Origin of the sequence: Exiguobacterium sp. PHA03 (genome assembly GCF_041945985.1) — a bacterium.
Taxonomy (GTDB): domain Bacteria; phylum Bacillota; class Bacilli; order Exiguobacteriales; family Exiguobacteriaceae; genus Exiguobacterium_A.
This window is the reverse complement of the sequence record NZ_JAUTYQ010000004.1, coordinates 73,561-89,981: the sequence shown is the minus strand read 5'-3', so window position 1 is coordinate 89,981 and position 16,421 is coordinate 73,561. Positions and strand designations below refer to the sequence as shown.

General features: G+C 45.3%; 15 protein-coding genes, 1 tRNA gene and 1 other annotated feature. Of the genes, 10 read left to right on the top strand and 6 right to left on the bottom strand.

Annotation, left to right across the window (positions count from 1 at the left end):
* Positions 1-8: 8 nt before the first annotated feature.
* Together Q7C19_RS14255 and Q7C19_RS14250 are read right to left on the bottom strand one after the other, a co-directional pair.
* Entirely contained in the window at positions 9-818 is an 810-nt protein-coding gene (locus Q7C19_RS14255; protein ID WP_035412567.1) for an MBL fold metallo-hydrolase, read from the bottom strand.
* Between the two features lie 152 nt (positions 819-970).
* Positions 971-1,044: transfer RNA gene (locus tag Q7C19_RS14250), tRNA-Gly, on the bottom strand.
* Between the two features lie 169 nt (positions 1,045-1,213).
* Between Q7C19_RS14250 and Q7C19_RS14245 the strand changes: the two genes are divergently transcribed.
* Positions 1,214-1,759: an imm11 family protein gene (locus tag Q7C19_RS14245; RefSeq protein ID WP_231496925.1), complete on the top strand. Its 546-nt coding sequence runs from the start codon at positions 1,214-1,216 to the stop codon at positions 1,757-1,759.
* Positions 1,756-2,175, top strand: a complete 420-nt coding sequence (locus Q7C19_RS14240; RefSeq protein WP_023467229.1) for a hypothetical protein — start codon at positions 1,756-1,758, stop codon at positions 2,173-2,175. Before Q7C19_RS14245 ends, Q7C19_RS14240 begins: the two co-directional genes overlap by 4 nt.
* A 71-nt stretch (positions 2,176-2,246) precedes the next feature.
* Here Q7C19_RS14240 and Q7C19_RS14235 read toward each other — a convergent pair whose 3' ends face one another.
* Entirely contained in the window at positions 2,247-3,203 is a 957-nt protein-coding gene (locus tag Q7C19_RS14235) for an alpha/beta fold hydrolase (protein WP_035412573.1), read from the bottom strand.
* 16 nt (positions 3,204-3,219) lie between these two features.
* Positions 3,220-4,899, bottom strand: coding sequence for a formate--tetrahydrofolate ligase (locus Q7C19_RS14230; RefSeq protein ID WP_375092356.1), 1,680 nt, complete (start codon positions 4,897-4,899; stop codon positions 3,220-3,222).
* A gap of 166 nt (positions 4,900-5,065) precedes the next feature.
* Here Q7C19_RS14230 and Q7C19_RS14225 point away from each other — a divergent pair, with 166 nt between their 5' ends.
* From Q7C19_RS14225 to Q7C19_RS14205, 5 genes are all read left to right on the top strand, one after another.
* A complete protein-coding gene (locus Q7C19_RS14225) occupies positions 5,066-5,953 on the top strand; it encodes a carbohydrate ABC transporter permease (protein WP_052019165.1) in 888 nt (295 codons plus the stop codon).
* Positions 5,950-6,837 carry a carbohydrate ABC transporter permease gene (locus tag Q7C19_RS14220; protein WP_035412579.1) on the top strand — a complete coding sequence of 296 codons (888 nt, stop codon included), beginning with the start codon at positions 5,950-5,952 and terminating at the stop codon, positions 6,835-6,837. The genes Q7C19_RS14225 and Q7C19_RS14220 overlap by 4 nt, the downstream gene beginning before the upstream one ends.
* A 144-nt stretch (positions 6,838-6,981) precedes the next feature.
* Positions 6,982-7,229, top strand: a binding site (T-box leader).
* A 66-nt stretch (positions 7,230-7,295) separates the two neighbouring features.
* The gene (asnA, locus tag Q7C19_RS14215; protein WP_035412582.1) at positions 7,296-8,270 is read left to right on the top strand and encodes an aspartate--ammonia ligase; all 975 of its coding nucleotides are present in this window, start codon (positions 7,296-7,298) and stop codon (positions 8,268-8,270) included.
* Between the two features lie 172 nt (positions 8,271-8,442).
* On the top strand, positions 8,443-8,664 hold the full coding sequence (locus tag Q7C19_RS14210) for a hypothetical protein (protein ID WP_035412585.1): 222 nt from the start codon (positions 8,443-8,445) through the stop codon (positions 8,662-8,664).
* A 16-nt stretch (positions 8,665-8,680) separates the two neighbouring features.
* Entirely contained in the window at positions 8,681-9,316 is a 636-nt protein-coding gene (locus tag Q7C19_RS14205; protein ID WP_290775372.1) for a DedA family protein, read from the top strand.
* 153 nt (positions 9,317-9,469) lie between these two features.
* Here Q7C19_RS14205 and Q7C19_RS14200 read toward each other — a convergent pair whose 3' ends face one another.
* A complete protein-coding gene (locus Q7C19_RS14200; RefSeq protein ID WP_035412588.1) occupies positions 9,470-10,930 on the bottom strand; it encodes a potassium/proton antiporter in 1,461 nt (486 codons plus the stop codon).
* 190 nt (positions 10,931-11,120) lie between these two features.
* On the opposite strand from Q7C19_RS14200, the gene Q7C19_RS14195 reads away from it, so the two are divergent.
* On the top strand, positions 11,121-12,401 hold the full coding sequence (locus tag Q7C19_RS14195) for an ABC transporter substrate-binding protein (protein WP_035412590.1): 1,281 nt from the start codon (positions 11,121-11,123) through the stop codon (positions 12,399-12,401).
* Positions 12,402-12,460: 59 nt separating this feature from the next.
* Here the strand turns inward: Q7C19_RS14195 and Q7C19_RS14190 are convergent, their stop codons facing one another.
* Positions 12,461-13,750 (bottom strand): NCS2 family permease, encoded by a 1,290-nt coding sequence (locus tag Q7C19_RS14190; protein WP_035412593.1) that lies wholly within the window; start codon positions 13,748-13,750, stop codon positions 12,461-12,463.
* Between the two features lie 197 nt (positions 13,751-13,947).
* On the opposite strand from Q7C19_RS14190, the gene Q7C19_RS14185 reads away from it, so the two are divergent.
* Together Q7C19_RS14185 and Q7C19_RS14180 are read left to right on the top strand one after the other, a co-directional pair.
* Complete coding sequence (locus tag Q7C19_RS14185) at positions 13,948-15,711, top strand: sensor histidine kinase (RefSeq protein WP_035412597.1); 1,764 nt, start codon at positions 13,948-13,950, stop codon at positions 15,709-15,711.
* Positions 15,708-16,412, top strand: a complete 705-nt coding sequence (locus tag Q7C19_RS14180; RefSeq protein ID WP_035412600.1) for a response regulator transcription factor — start codon at positions 15,708-15,710, stop codon at positions 16,410-16,412. The genes Q7C19_RS14185 and Q7C19_RS14180 overlap by 4 nt, the downstream gene beginning before the upstream one ends.
* Positions 16,413-16,421 lie beyond the last annotated feature (9 nt).

Here is a 16,421-nt window from a genome sequence, read left to right as displayed (position 1 = left end):
GATGAAAGTTAATCGTAGTGACGCCGTGCTAATCGTTCCTCGTGTTCTTGTTTGACTTGTCGCTTATTTTTTTCGTGCAGACGTTTCATGAACGGAGTCGTTTGCCAGGATGGTGCCCAGTCAGATTCTTTTCCGGCACGGAGCGCGAGGATATAATCATAGCTCTGATGAAGTCGTTCAATCATCTCTGTTCGGACATCGCAAATGTGACCGTGTCCGGGAATCAAGAGTTTGACTTCATATTCATAAATGAACGACTCGAGTAGTTCGAGTGTCGTCAAATATTCAGAGGAATCGTGTTCAATCAAAGGGATTTCAACATCGGAAGCATAATCACCGCAGACTAACAAGTGAAGTGGCATGACGATGAAGGAAAGGTGAGTCGCTTCATGACCGGGCGTCATAAAGAAGATCAGCTTCGTCTGTCCAATCGTCAAAATCGTTTCAGACTCATGGATCACATGCGTCACATCTGGAAATAGCACGGGGGAGTCGATGTAAAATTCATCGTTAAAGTCTTGAACGGCTTTGAGCGCTTCTTGTCGATCGACATCGATGAACGGTTTAGAAGCGATGACGATGGCATCCGTAAAGGCGTAAGCACCTAAAATATGATCAAAATGAGCATGCGTATAGACGACATATAATGGTCGTTCACGACGCACGATTTCAACGTCTCGACGAATCGTTGCAATCTCATCAGGAAGCCAGCCAGGATCGACGACAATCAGACAATCAGGCGTCTCGATCAATGTTGAGGTCGTTTTCATAAGTGTACTTTGATAAATCGTCACGCCAGGCATTTTCATCTGAATCATACGAATCCTCCTTTACGAATCTCTATCTATATCGTTGTATACCCATAAATTCGTTGGAATCATCAGCAGAACCAATAAAAAAGACGACTCGCACGCCGCGAGTCGCCTGCCCTCTAGAGGGAAATGGTCCTAGACCTATGTTATGTCATAATTGGAGCGGGTGAAGAGAATCGAACTCTCGTCATCAGCTTGGAAGGCTGAGGTTTTACCATTAAACTACACCCGCGTATTGGCTACATGAAATATAGTAGCATAGCAAAGAGAGCATTTCCATAACTTTTATGAAAAAAGGCAATTTCTTTTGAGATTCAGTGTACAATAATACTAGTTAATCGTTTACACTGGTAATCTTGATTTGTAATATGGGTAAAGTTGGGTAGAGGAGAGAGTGTCTGGTGAATGAAGTAAGAGTTTGGAGCGAACAGCCGATGGGAAAAGGATGGGAAGCAATTTGTCATCACCAATTCGATCGTCATCGCTTATTGATAGGAGAGTGGTTCCATAACGTAGGTGTACTTGCTTTTTCCATCAATCAAGATGCGGATTTGCTACCGGATGTCCTTCCGAACACATTCGATCTGCCGCTCGTCTCGGAACGTGTGCAGCGAGTCATTGCAGCATATGCGCCCTTTTCTGTACAATGTCTCAAAGTACATCTTGAGACGAAGGACGGAGTGGTTCCGTACTATCTTCTCAATCTCTTATCTGTCAGTCGGATCGAACATTTACATACGACGGATGTATTCCGTCCGATTCCGAGACGGCGCGTCTATTTTTTGACAGAGCGACGAATCAGCGATTCGATATGTCCGCATCATCTTATGCGAGATGAGCGAACACATCGCATGTTCGTCTCTGCTCAACTCGCTCGACAATTCGAGCGTATGGCTGTGACGGGTATTCGCTTTGAAGAGATACAACGAATGGAGGAATTCAAATGAAACAGTACACAGTCGATCATTGGATCACGCTAGAATATCCAAAGGTATTTGAATATCAAGAAGAAGAAACATACGTCAGTTTTTATTCAACAGACGAAAATGCAATGGGCACGCTACAATTATCCATTTATGAGTCCGATTCAGAAGAACTGACACCGTATGAAGCGGCAGAACAAGAAATCAATCTGTTGGTAGAAGAGTTCGGCATCGAACTAACGGGAGCACTTGAAGTCCGCCGTAATTCAACAAAAGAAGCATTGCTAGCAGTAGACGGGAAAGAAGAAGATATCTTCTTACGCATCTATGCGTATTCAGACGGGGAACGGCTAGTCCTATTGACATACTCCGCAGAACGCGAGACGCTTGAAATCGAGGAAATCGAAGCGATGATTTCTTCACTAACTTGGATTCAATGAAGTACACAATAGATTGTTCAAAAGGCAGCAGATCCAAGGATCTGCTGCCTTTTTGTATCGATCGATATGACTTAAGAAGAACGAGAAGATGAGCGTGTAGCTGCAGGGTTGACTTGTTTATTCAACCAGCTCGCGATATCTGCGAAAACGCGGATACGTTCGAACTCATGGAAGAGCTCGTGGCGTAACCCTTTATAAATCGTCAGCTGTACGGCATCGACACGGACACGGTTATACATATCGAACAGATGATGGATACCTTTGCCGTCAAATGCGACCGGGTCATCGCCACCCGCGATCAACAAGAGCGGTAAATGTCGCGGGTGCTGATAGATGGAGGCAAGTGCGTTGACGAGTTTCGTTGCGTGCAAGAGTTCATGGAAGAACCCGAGTGTGACCGTTTGACCGGATAACGGATCTTCATCATAGCGCATGACGGATTGTGGATCCGAAGAGAGCCAGGCATTTTTCGATAGTGCCGGGAAGAAACGTAGATTATAGCGTCCGAAGACCAGTTGTCCGAAACGTTCAGCAAGATGTGTAGAAGAAAGCTGATTGATTTGGCGTTCGACGAGCTTTTCGCTGATGTTACCGAGTAAACCTGTGCTCGTCGGAGGGCCGCTCGCGATGATTCCTGCTACCGTGTGACCGAGTGTTTGACCAATCCGGCGAGCGATCAACGAACCAAAACTGTGACCGAAAATGAATACTGGTAACGTCGGGTAACGTTCTTTGATGTCAGAGACGAGTTCTTCTGCGTCCTGCATCAATTGATTAAAACCTTGATTAGGTTCAAGATGACCGAGTGTCCCGCGCTGTGCAGCTTGAGTTCCGAAACAGCGCAAATCTGCGATGATCGTGTGGTAATGATGAGCATAGAGGAATTCTGCGAATTCCTCATACCGTGCGCCATGCTCCATCATCCCGTGAAAGACGATCACGACTCCTTTCGAATCATGTGCTTCGAGGCTATGCAATGTCGTAGTATAGCCGTCAGAGGCTATCCAGTGTGAATGATCAATCGTCATGTAACTCATCCTCTCATTAAGAAAGTCCGAATACCTGTCCGTCTTCCGAAACGCCCATATGGAAGGCAGCAGGAACCGCGGGTAATCCCGGCATCGTTAATACATTCCCAGTCAATGCAACGATGAATCCTGCACCAATCGATGGTCGGATTTCACGAACTGTAATCGTGAAGTCTTCGACACGACCATACCGAGCGGGGTCATCGGTTAAAGAAAATGGCGTTTTTGCCATACAAATCGGTAAATGATTCAATCCCATCTCCGTACACCGTTCGAGTTCGCGGAGGGCTTTGTCTTCAAAATGAACGTCGGCTGCGCCATAGACACGTTTTGCGATACGTTCGATCTTTTGACGAAGCGGCAACTCGTCAGGGTACAGTGGACGGAACTGGCTTGGTTCCTCAAGTGCTTGCATGACTTCCGCGACGAGTGCTTCACCGCCGGCACCGCCTTTACTGAAGACTTCGCTTTCCGCCACACGAATATTTCGTTCCTGGCACCATGTCAAAATCATGTTCCGCTCGGCTTCCGTATCGGTGAAGAAACGGTTCAAGGCAACGACGGCAGGGACACCGAACAAGTTCATCGTCTCAACGTGTTTTTCAAGTAAAGCAAGACCATCCGTTAAGGCAGCGAGGTTTTCTTCGCTGAGTTGTGTTCTGTCTACACCACCATGCATCTTCAAGGCACGAACCGTAGCGACGATGACGACGGCATCCGGATGGAGTTTGCCAATCCGAGATTTGATATTGAAGAATTTCTCAGCTCCTAAGTCAGCGCCGAATCCTGCTTCTGTGACAACGTAGTCACTTAACTTCAACGCGGTTTGTGTAGCAATCAAAGAGTTGCAGCCGTGTGCGATGTTCGCGAACGGTCCGCCATGAATCAATGCCGGTGTTCCTTCGACGGTCTGAACGAGGTTTGGGCGGAACGCATCTTTTAGAAGTAACGTTGCAGCTCCTGATGCTTGAATATTCTTGACCGTAACCGGCTGTTGATCGTACGTATACGCAACGACAATGCGGCTCAGGCGTCGTTCGAGATCCGTGATAGAGTCTGATAGACAGAGGACAGCCATGATTTCGGAAGCGACCGTGATATCGAAGCCATCTTGACGCGGAACGCCATGTGCAGGACCGCCGAGACCAATCGTAACTTGGCGCAAGGCACGGTCGTTTAAATCAAGCACACGTTTCCAGACGATACGGCGTGGATCAATGCCAAGAATGTTGCCTTGATGCAGGTGATTGTCGAGCAAGGCACTGATTGTATTATGAGCAGATGTGATCGCATGCATATCACCTGTGAAATGGAGATTGATCTCCTCCATCGGCAGGACTTGGCTATAGCCACCACCACACGCACCACCTTTTAATCCCATCGTCGGACCAAGTGAGGGTTCCCGTAAACAAATCATCGTCTTATGGTTTGCTCGGTGTAGTGCTTGTCCGAGTCCGACAGTGACGGTTGATTTCCCTTCACCGGCAGCCGTTGGATTGATAGCAGTGACAAGAATCAGTTTGCCGTCAGATTTCGTTGCCAACCGGTTCAGCAGCCCGTCTGTCAACTTCGCTTTATACTTTCCGTACGTATCAAAATCTTCTTCTTGCAAACCAATCCGATCCGCGATTTCTCGAATCGGGCGTAAGACAGTTTGTTGTGCGATTTCTAAGTCAGAACGAATGGTCTTTTCCATGGTATCGACTCCCTCTTTGATTGGATCTCTCTTTTTTCTAATAGTAGCCTATCTAGTGTGAACGCGCCAAAAGAAAACGTTCAATATTTTCCACCCAATGGGTCAAATGGTGACGTGTTCAAGTGTAAGTGAAAGACGTACTGTAGAGTGGAGGAGGGATGAAACAATGACATCTGGACAAAAGAAGTGGAAACGCGGTCTTGATTTTTGGCTCTTCGTCGGACCGGTCTTTCTTGTATTCGCAGTGATCGTGCTTGTACCGTTTTTCAATGGCGTCATGTATTCGTTCACGGACTGGAATGGTGTAACAGGAGAATTAAATTGGATCGGCTTTGATAACTATGTCCGTCTCTTTACGAGTGACGAGCAGTTTCAGCAGTCATTTTGGTTGACGACGAAATATACGGTCGTCGCCGTCGTCTTAACGAATGTCGTCGGTTTCATCTTGGCGTTCTTATTGACACAAAATATTCGCACACGTAATTTCTTACGGACAATATTCTTTATGCCGAACTTAATCGGTGGATTGATTCTCGGATTCGTCTGGCAGTTCATCTATGTCAAAGGCTTTGCATCAATCGGTGAATTGACAGGGTGGAGCATATTTGAACTTCCATGGTTAGGAGATGCCCGAACAGGGTTCTGGGGTATCGTCATCGTTTCAATTTGGCAAGGTGGCGGTTACATCATGGTCATCTATATCGCGGCTCTACAAAACGTTCCTCAAGAGCTGATTGAAGCAGCAAAAATCGATGGTGCCAATCGTCTATCGACGTTACGGAACATTACGTTGCCACTCATTATGCCGTCCGTCACGATTTGTCTGTTCTTAACGATTTCGTGGTCCTTCAAGTTATTCGATACGAACTTGTCACTAACGAATGGTGGACCCTTCAAATCGACCGAAATGCTTGCTTTAAACATTTACAAGGAATCGTTTACGAATAATAATCTTGGACTCGGTTCAGCGAAAGCAATCATCTTCTTCGTTGTTGTTGCGGCGATTACAGTCACTCAAGTCTATCTGACGAAAAAACGGGAGGTGGAAGCATGAGTACGGCACAACCGTTACCTACTCCGCAAGAGGAGAAACCAAAGCGCTCTAAAAAGGCGAGAGGTCGTTATTCACTCCGTCTTGGAACGGTCGAACTAGCAGCCTTATTAATGGGGCTTCTGTATATGATTCCGTTTTATTACGTCGTCTCGAATTCATTCAAGACGCAGGGAGATATCTTTACGAACACATCGGGTCTACCAAAGGAATGGATGACTTCCAACTATTCAGAAGCATGGGAAGCCATGAACTTCGGTAAAGTCTTTTTAAACTCCGTCATCATTACAGTCGGTGCTAATGCGGTCATCATCATCTTTTGTTCGATGGCAGCCTGGAAGCTTGTCCGTACGAAAACACGTTTGTCGACGATCATCTTCTTCTTGTTCGTTGCTGCGATGATCATTCCATTCCAATCAATCATGATTCCTTTATCGAAACTGTCTGGGGATCTTGGATTACAGAATAGTTATTGGGGACTGATTTTGATGTACCTTGGTTTTGGTTCTGGACTATCGATCTTCCTGTATCATGGTTTCATGAAGTCGATTCCTGAAGAAATCGAGGAGGCAGCAATCATTGATGGTTGTTCACAATGGGGTGTGTTCTGGCGCATCGTCTTCCCATTGCTCAAGCCGATTACAGTGACGATCATCATCTTGAACACGCTGTGGATTTGGAACGATTTCTTATTACCCTCGCTCATGTTACGAGATGTCGATTTACGGACGATTCCTCTCGCGACGTTTTACTTCTTCGGACAGTATACAAAACAATGGGACTTGGCTCTTGCCGGACTCGTGCTTGGGATCATTCCGTTGTTGCTATTCTTCTTCGCCCTGCAAAAACAGATCATTCAAGGGATTACAAGTGGATCAATCAAATAATTTTTGTAAGCGCGTTCTCGATTCTAGGAGAACGCTTTTTTTATGTTTCATGCATCAGATTAATCTGATAACTTTTATTTTTTTTGAAAAAAAGGCTTTTCAAATACTTGCGACCTGTTGTACGATGTTCTCAATTCAATTGTAACAACGACGTTGAAGGGAAGAGTAACACCTTGTACGACCGTATAGCGAGCTGGGGATGGTGAGAGCCCAGTCGGAAGCAAGATGCGAAGAACCTCCCGGAGTCGCTACCCGAACCCGAATGTCAGTAGGCGTAGCCGGAGTTGCCTGTCCGTTATCATATGGCCGAAGATGAAGTGATTCGTCTTTTGAGTGAGCAACATCGTTGCTAACATGGGTGGTACCGCGGAACCGAGTCTTTCGTCCCATATTCTTGGGAAAGAAGGGCTCTTTTTTATGGCTTCTTTTTCAAAACACAATTGAGGAGGAACATCACCATGACAACACTCGTATCGATGAAACACACACAGGAAGCAATCACACTCGTAAAGAAACGCTTTGAGGAACGCTTTTCGACGACACTCGGATTAACACGTGTTGAAGCACCATTGTTCGTAGAGAGCACACTCGGCGTCAACGACCATCTCAACGGCGTAGAGCGCATCATCCGCTTTGATGCACTAGATCACACGACAGATCTTGAAATCGTCCAATCCCTTGCGAAATGGAAACGTCAAGCGCTTCACACATACGGATTCGAAGCTGGAGAAGGATTATACACATTGATGCATGCGATTCGTCGTGATGAGATACTTGATGCGACACATTCCATCCACGTCGACCAGTGGGATTGGGAACGGGTCATTACGAAAGAACAACGGACGAGTGCCTATCTAAAAGAAACGGTACAAGCGATTTATGCAACGATTCGCCAAGTCGAGCAAGAAGTGGAAGCAGAGTATGGCATTTCAGCGATCTTACCGGAAACGATTCATTTCATGACAACACAAGAACTAGAGGATGCCTATCCAACGCTTTCAACAAAAGAACGTGAAACAGAGGTCACGAAGGCATACGGTGCTGTTTTCTTGATGCAGATTGGTGGCGCGCTTGCTTCGGGAGAGAAGCATGATGGTCGAGCGGCAGATTACGACGATTGGACACTCAACGGTGACATCTTAGTACATCACCCAGAAATCGGAGCATTTGAATTGTCTTCAATGGGAATTCGTGTTGACCGTGAAGCGCTATTAAAACAGACGTCCATCGCTCAAGAAGAGGATAAATTGGCTTTCCCGTTCCATCAAGGTGTGCTCGAAGAGCGTCTGCCGTTAACGATGGGTGGAGGGATTGGTCAATCACGTATGGCGATGTTCTTATTGAAGAAACGTCATATCGGCGAAGTCCAAGCTTCTGTCTGGTCGGAAGAGACTCGTAAAAGTCTTCAAGCTGAAGGTATTCACTTGCTCTAACATATATATATAGTAAGAAAGCGTCAAAGGAATGATATTTTAAGTAACGAAGAGCACACTTCCATTCGGAAGTGTGCTCTTTTTTTTAAAGGTCATAAGACCTCAGGCGGAGGAAAAGCGTGTCAATTCTTGATAGAATGGGGATAACAATAAATAAGAAAGAGGTGAAAGCATGTCTTCTCTATTAATCGTCGGAATACTCATCCCCATTTTGTTCATTGCGTTTCTTTGGTTCAACATTAAAGGTTTACGGACAATGTGGCGGGATTATAAACGGACAGGCTCAATCGTTGCACTCGGCTTTTTCATTGTCGGGGTCATCGGAATTTTCACAGGTGTCTGGACAACTCTAGTCGTCATCATTTATTATCTCCTCCGTCCAGCGAGAGGATGAACGGAGGGTTACTCGTATGTTGGAATGGTTATTTTCGGCCGGAGAATCTAATCTCTGGCTGTTTTTAGGAATCATGATTATTGGTCTTGGAACAGAATTGATTCCAGCAGAAGTCGGATTACCGCTACTCGGTTTATATGTATCGAACGGAACAGTCAGTTGGACAATTGCTGTTCTCGTCGGCTTTCTAGGGAGTTTGATGGGGGCGACAGTCTTTTATCTCTTAGGGCGTTACGCAGGTCGTCCAATCCTTATACGATACGGAAAATGGTTACTGATCAAAGAAAAAGAAATTGAGCAGGGTGAGCGAATCGTCGGAAAGTATGGAACATGGTCCGCGTTATTTGGACGATTCTTCCCTGTCGTTCGTTCAGTCGTCTCGATTCCCTGTGGTCTGTTTGGTCTTTCATTCAAGCGCTATCTACTCGCTTCAAGTATTGGATTATTTCCGGTCTCTTTCTTTTACATCTGGGTCGGGGAGCGATTCGGAGTAAAGCGAGCGGAGTCAATGCTTAAAGGGCTAGAGCAGGAGTTATGGTGGATTTTAGGCGGAATCGTCGTAATCCTCGGCGGGTACATCCTGTATCGTCGCTCTAAAGCGAAACAACACGGACAGACGCAAGACGTAAAAACGAAGCAACAGAATAAATGAAGGGGTCGACAAAAAGTCAGTCTCTACAAAGATAAGGGTGGCAGAATGATGATCTGCCACCCTTATCTCATAAAAAAAGGACTCGTCACACGCGACACCTACAGGAAAGGGCGTGAAAAGACGAGTCCTTCTTTTTTTGAGTAAGCCCGGGATTCAAGCAGGAGGAAACAAGAATCGCTTCAGCGACTTAATACGATGTTTAGGCGTCAGCAGTAACAGTTGATCATTGCCTTCAAGAGCAGTGTCGCCACGGGGAGTAATGATATGATCATCGCGAATGATGGCAGTAATCAAAAACTCTTGCGGTAAATCGATTTCTGAAATCGTCGTTCCGATGAACGGATGGGACATCGGTAACGTCAATTCAATGATTTCTGCGTTCGGTTTACCGATCGACATGAACTCAATGACCGTATGGATAGCAGAAGTCTGTGTCTCGTTGAGACGTAACCGTTCGGAAAGGAATGTCAACATACTCCCTTGAATCAGTGTCGATAGTAGAACTGTAAAGAACACGATATTGAAAATCATCGATGCATTCTCGATGTCGGCAACGAGTGGGTATGTCGCAAGAATGATCGGTACCGCTCCTTTTAGACCAGCAAAAGAAATAAAGACCTTCTCTTGCCACGAATAACGAAACGGCAATAAGCTAATCCAAACGGACAGCGGTCGAGCAATGAAAATCAAAATCAACGCAAGGGCAACGGAAGACAGGATAACCCGGATATCGAGCAATTGTTTCGGGAAGACGAGCAACCCGAGAACAATGAACATTCCGATTTGAGCTAGGTGCGCCATACTCATCGTAAAGCGGACGAGCGTCTGACGGTAGACGAGTTCATGATTACTGATATAGATTGCTGTCACATAAACGGCGAGAAATCCACTAGCATGAAATGTATCAGCTAACCCGAAAGACAAGAAAGCAAACGACATGAGTAAAATCGGATAAAAGCTCGAGGAAGATAAGTCAATCCGATTGATCAAGGTTGAAGCTGTCCATCCAATGAATAGACCGATTAAAAGCCCCATCGACATTTCCCAAACGAGTGAACCGAGTCCCATCAAGAGTGATGCTTCTTCAGGATTCGTCACGAATTCAAGGAATAAGACGGTCAAAAAGACAGCCATGGGGTCATTCGTTCCAGATTCAACTTCGAGTGTTGACCCTACCTTACGTCGGATCGGTTGTCCACTTAAGACAGAAAAGATGGCAGCAGCATCCGTCGATCCTACGATTGCGCCAAGTAAAAAGGCATTCGCCCAACTGAAGCCAAGAATGTAATGGGAGGCAACTGCAACGATGGAAGTAGCAATGAAGACTCCGAACGTTGCAAGAGAAAGCGAAGGTGCGAGCTCGTGTCGCACTTCTTTCCACGCTGTTTGCAGACCACCTTCAAACAGAATGATGATCAGAGCGACAGTTCCAAGAAGCTGGGCAAGTTCCGCATCGTCAAAGCGAATGAAACCCGTAATATCACTTCCGGCAATCATACCAAGAGCGATAAAAATCAATAGAGCAGGAATATTCAGACGACTTGATAACTTCGTCGTCCACACAGCGGCGAACAATAGTATACCAATCAATAAAATCGTGAATTGTAAGGACATGGCATCAAGCTCCTATTCAATAAAGAATCTTCTAGTTTCATGATACAACAATCCCGATGAAAAGACTCGGATAACGATTGTTCAATATTTTCCACCACACCGGACAACTTTCTCTCTCTTCATTGCAAGCGTTTTCATTTATTGTGAAGGTGTAGCACGTAAATGAAACGAAATCAGGGAGGGAATCCGAATGCGTAAAAGAAGATGGGCAGCATTACCTGTCGTCACAACGGCGATGGTCGTCGCTTTGGCAGCATGTGGTGGCGGTACATTGAATAGCGATGACTCGAAAGATAGTGGTTCAAAAGATGGTAAGACGCTCAACGTATTCCAATTCAAGGCTGAAATCGCAAAAGACATGGAAAAAATGGCAAAAGCGTATGAGAAGGAGACGGGGACGAAAGTCGTCGTACAAACAGTTGGTGGTGGATCGGATTATGGTGCTGCCTTGAAGTCGCAGTTTGCCTCTGGGAATGAACCGGATGTCTTTAACAACGGTGGCTTTACGGAAGCAAAAACATGGCAGGATAAATTAGAAGATTTGTCAGACGAAAAATGGGTCGGTGATCTAACGGACCTATCAAAAGAGCCGATGACGATTGATGGAAAGTTATACGGCATGCCGATGAACCTTGAAGGATACGGCTTCATCTACAACAAAGATATCTTCAAAAAAGCAGGCATCACAGAGCTTCCAAAAACATTAACGGAATTAACGGATGCATCTAAAAAGTTGAAAGCAGATGGTGTGACGCCGTTTTCGATCGGATATGGAGAGTGGTGGATTCTTGGAAACCACCTAATGAACATTCCGGTCGCACAGCAGGATGATCCAGATCAGTTCATCGCGGACTTGAATGCTGGAAAAGCTAAATTCGAAGATAACAAACAGTTCAAGGAATTCATGAATCTGTTTGATTTGACGATTAAGTACGGGAATAAAAATCCGTTAACGACGGATTACAACACACAAGTTTCTCAGTTCGCTGAAGGTAAGACAGCGATGATTCAACAAGGGAACTGGGCACAGCAATTGATCACAGATGTGAATCCGGATATCAATATGGGCTTCATCCCGATGCCAATCAATGACGATAAAGAAAAAATGGATCGTCTCCCTGTTGGCGTACCAAATAACTGGGTCGTCAATAAAAACTCGAAGAATAAAGCAGAAGCGAAAAAATTCCTCGAGTGGATGGCGACATCTGATACAGGAAAAGACTACATGGTCAACAAATTCAAGTTTATTCCGGCCTTCAAATCAATCGAAGCAAAAGATTTAGGACCGCTTGCGGATGATATCCAAGCGTACTCGAAAGCTGGTAAAACGATCTCATGGAACTGGTTCAAGTATCCGGATGGTGCAGTAAACGAGTTTGGTGCGATCATGCAGGCATACGTCGGTAAGCAAAAAACAGCTGACGAGATGCTACAAGATTTCACGAAAACATGGGACAAAATGAAGAAATAAGAAGTGATTCAAAAAAACATGCCTGTTCCGATCAACTGACGGAACAGGCATGTTTTTTATTATAGGAAAAATAATTGGATGAAGAAGAGAAGCGCAAATACATAGATGAGTGGATGGACGCGCTCTTTTTGGATGGCTTTCATGATCGGATAAACGATGAAGCCGAATGCGATACCGGTTGCGATGCTACCGGATAACGGCATGATCAAGATGACAAGGAAAGCTGTGAAAGCTTCACTGAAATCATCCCATGGAATCTGTTTGATGTTTTGAATCATAAAGGCACCGACTAGAATCAACGCGGGTGCGGTAATCGCGGGAACACTTGAAATCGATTGAACGAACGGTCCAAAGATGGCAGATAATGCGAAGAGTATCCCGACCGTCACGGACGTGAGTCCAGTCCGACCACCCGCAGCAACACCTGCTGCAGATTCTACATAAGCAGTTGTTGGACTTGTTCCGAACAAGGAACCGGCAACCATCGCAGTCGAATCAGATAATAGTGCGCGTTCACTATTTTTCAATGATCCATCTTCTTCAATCAATCCAGCTTGTTCACCGACAGCGACCATCGTACCTGTCGTGTCAAACATCGTTACGAGCACGAAGGAGAGGACGCCGCTGAATAGCCCGTACTGAAATACGTCCTGAATGGCGTTGAACGGATTAGTGATGATCAATCCTTCCGGTAACGTTGGTAACGCGACGAAGGAATCTGAGAACTTTAATTCACCTGTCAAAAATGCGATCACACCAGAAAGGATCATGGCGTAAAGGATAGCTCCTGGTACCCGTTTGATCGTCAAGATCGCAGCAACTAATAACCCGATGAGTGTGATCAGCGCTTCTGGTGACGTCAAGGCACCAATCGTGACCAGTGTATCTTCACTACCAATGAGAATTCCTGACATCTTGAGACCAAGTGAAGCGATGAAGAGACCGATTCCACCCGTGATGGCAAGCTTTAAGGTCATCGGAATGATTTCGATCAGTTTCGTACGGATCGGCGAGAGTGATAACAATAAGAAGATGACACCAGCGACGAACACGACTGAAAGTGCTGTTTGATATGGAATTTTTTCACCGACGACAAGTGTATATGTGAAGTACGCGTTGAGTCCCATTCCGGGTGCGACTGCGATCGGTAGATTCGCATAGAACCCCATTAAAAGTGTACCGATCAATGTAGCGATGATCGTCGCAGAAAAAGCTTGGGCTTGAGGGATACCGGCATCTGCTAAAATCGTCGGATTGACGAGCAAAATGTATGCCATCGTAATAAACGTTACAAATCCGGCTTGAATTTCACGTTTTACGGTTGTTTGGTGTGCGGCAAGTTTAAACATGGATAAAAGAACCACCTTCATAACAAATTGATTAAAAGACGAACATTGATGATATTATAGTAAAATTCATTCGGAATCAAGTCGAAAGAAAAAATAATTTATTATTGCAATCCTGAAAGAGAATATCAGGAAATGATGTAAGCGAATTCAAGGTTATGATACGATTGATTACAAGAAAAAGGATGGGGGCGCCTTTTATGAAAAGTATCCGGACACGTTTGATTCGTCTCGTTGTCTTAGCGATCTTAATTCCGACAGCCCTCGCGACTTCGATTTCCTATCTTTATGTACGACACCAGAACATCGAACAGGCAGAACATTCTAGCCTGAACGTGTTGACTCGGGGAAATACACAGGTGACTCATTATATAGAGGATATTCGACGTCTATCAACGAGTTTATATGCGAATCGCTCGTTGATGAACATCATGCGTGTCGGAGCGGATCAGGAACTAGACGAATCCGATGGAGTCGTCTCGCGGGCGATGTTAGGTCTATTTTTATCCCGACAGGATATTGAGCAGTTACATTTCGTCATCTTGAATGGCTATTCAGAGTATTCGGTTTACAATATGAAAACGACGAGTCGAGGAACATTTGATTGGATGCAAGAAACGGATTATTTTCGATTAATGAAACAAAAAAACAGTTGGTTGATTGACGGAGCTCACCCGATCGAACCGTACAATGTGCATACGATGATTCTCGATGAGAAACAAGTCGTCAGTTTTCGTTATCGGATTGATCGTGTCGAGACGGATGAGCCGCTTGGGTTCCTCTCAGTCGATATTCCGGTTCGGGTATTTGAACAGCAATTAAAATTGTTCGAGAATGATCCGGATGAGTCGCTGTGGCTGATGACCGATCAACGTGTTCTGGCACAGACTGGAGCAAAGATGGACCTACCTACCGACCAATTCACTGGACAGAGTGGAAGTCTACGTGTCGGAAAATCGTTCATCGTCTACTCGAAAACGATGACGAACGGAATCCCGTTGACACTGATCAAACGGATTCCTTATGCATCCGTCATCCAAGGGGCAAACGAGACGGCATTGATTCTCGTACTGATTGGTCTCGCTTCTCTTATCGTCATGATTATTGCCGCGAGTCTGGTTGCCATGCAAATCACGAAACCGATTAAACAGTTGACGGCAAACGTCTGGCGAGTCGAACAGGGTGATTTATCGGCACCGTTCGTTGCCACGACGAATGACGAGATTGGATTACTCAATCGTCAGTTCCAACGCATGATTCAACGGATCGATCGTTTGATTAAACGGGAATATCGATTGGCGCTCGAAAATCGGACGAATGAGCTTCGAGCCTTACAATCTCAACTCAATCCTCACTTTTTATTCAACGCCTTGCAATCGATCGGAACGACGACGTTACAAGGGGACCGGAAGATCGCGTACCGCTCCATCACCGGATTATCGCAAATGATGCGTTACTCGATGAACAATGAACAAACGATCGTAACGTTAAAACAAGAAGTCGATCATCTTCAAGCATACATCCGTCTGCAACAGCAACGTTTTCCTGAGCGATTCCGTTATATCGTCGACGTCCCTTGGCACCTCAATGACATTGAAGTACCAAAGATGATCTTACAACCGTTTGCTGAAAACTATTTCAAACACGGCTTCCGTCAACAATTAGCGGCGACAGAAAACTATCTTGCCTACAAAGTACGGACGGATGGTGGACGTCTCATCATTCAAATCGAGAATAGCGGTGCCGTCCTTGAAACAGGACGACTTGAAGAAATTGATCGAAAAATGCGTATGCATCGTAGTCCAGAGGATCTCGAGACGAGCGGGATCGGTCTCCACAATATCTACGAACGTCTCTTGATATTTTACGGGGAGGAAGCAAGTATGACCCTCTCTTCTCCAGTGACGGAGGGAGGATTCAAAATCGTGATTCGGATTCCATATGAAAAGGGGGATTTGGCATGAACGTATTGATCGTAGATGATGAACGACATGTACGAGAAGCTGTCAAACTGCTCGGAGAATGGGACAGATGGCGTGTTTCAAACCTATACGAGGCGGAACATGGGGAAGAGGCAAAACGTTTACTGGATACCGGAACGATCGATTTAATGCTGACCGACGTCGAAATGCCTGGACTGGACGGATTAACGTTACTGGAATGGACAAAAAATCATCATCCAAAGGTCGTCACGATCGTGCTGACAGGGTATGATGATTATACGTATATGCGGCGTGCCATTTTGCATCAATCCTTTGATTATTTATTGAAGCCAGTTGATCCAGATGTACTCAATGATGCCTTGTCCCGCGCGATGGAATGTATCCATCCGGTAGTGGAATCAGGGGAAGCGATTGATCAAATCGCAAAATACATCGAAACGCATTATGCGGAAGAATTGACACTACAATTCATGAGCGAACGGTTTTACTTGAGCCGAGAGTATATATCACGGCGCTTCAAACAGCGTTTTTCTGTTAACTTATCTGATTACATTCAAACAATTCGTTTGAATCGGGCGAAGGAATTGTTGAGCGAGACGGAAGCGCGTATTTATGAAATTGCGCTTGAAGTCGGATATCAGGACGATAAGTATTTTCGGAAAGTGTTCAAAAAACAATTCGGTGTCACACCGAACGAGTTTCGTGAATTGTTGTCGATTTAAGCGACTATC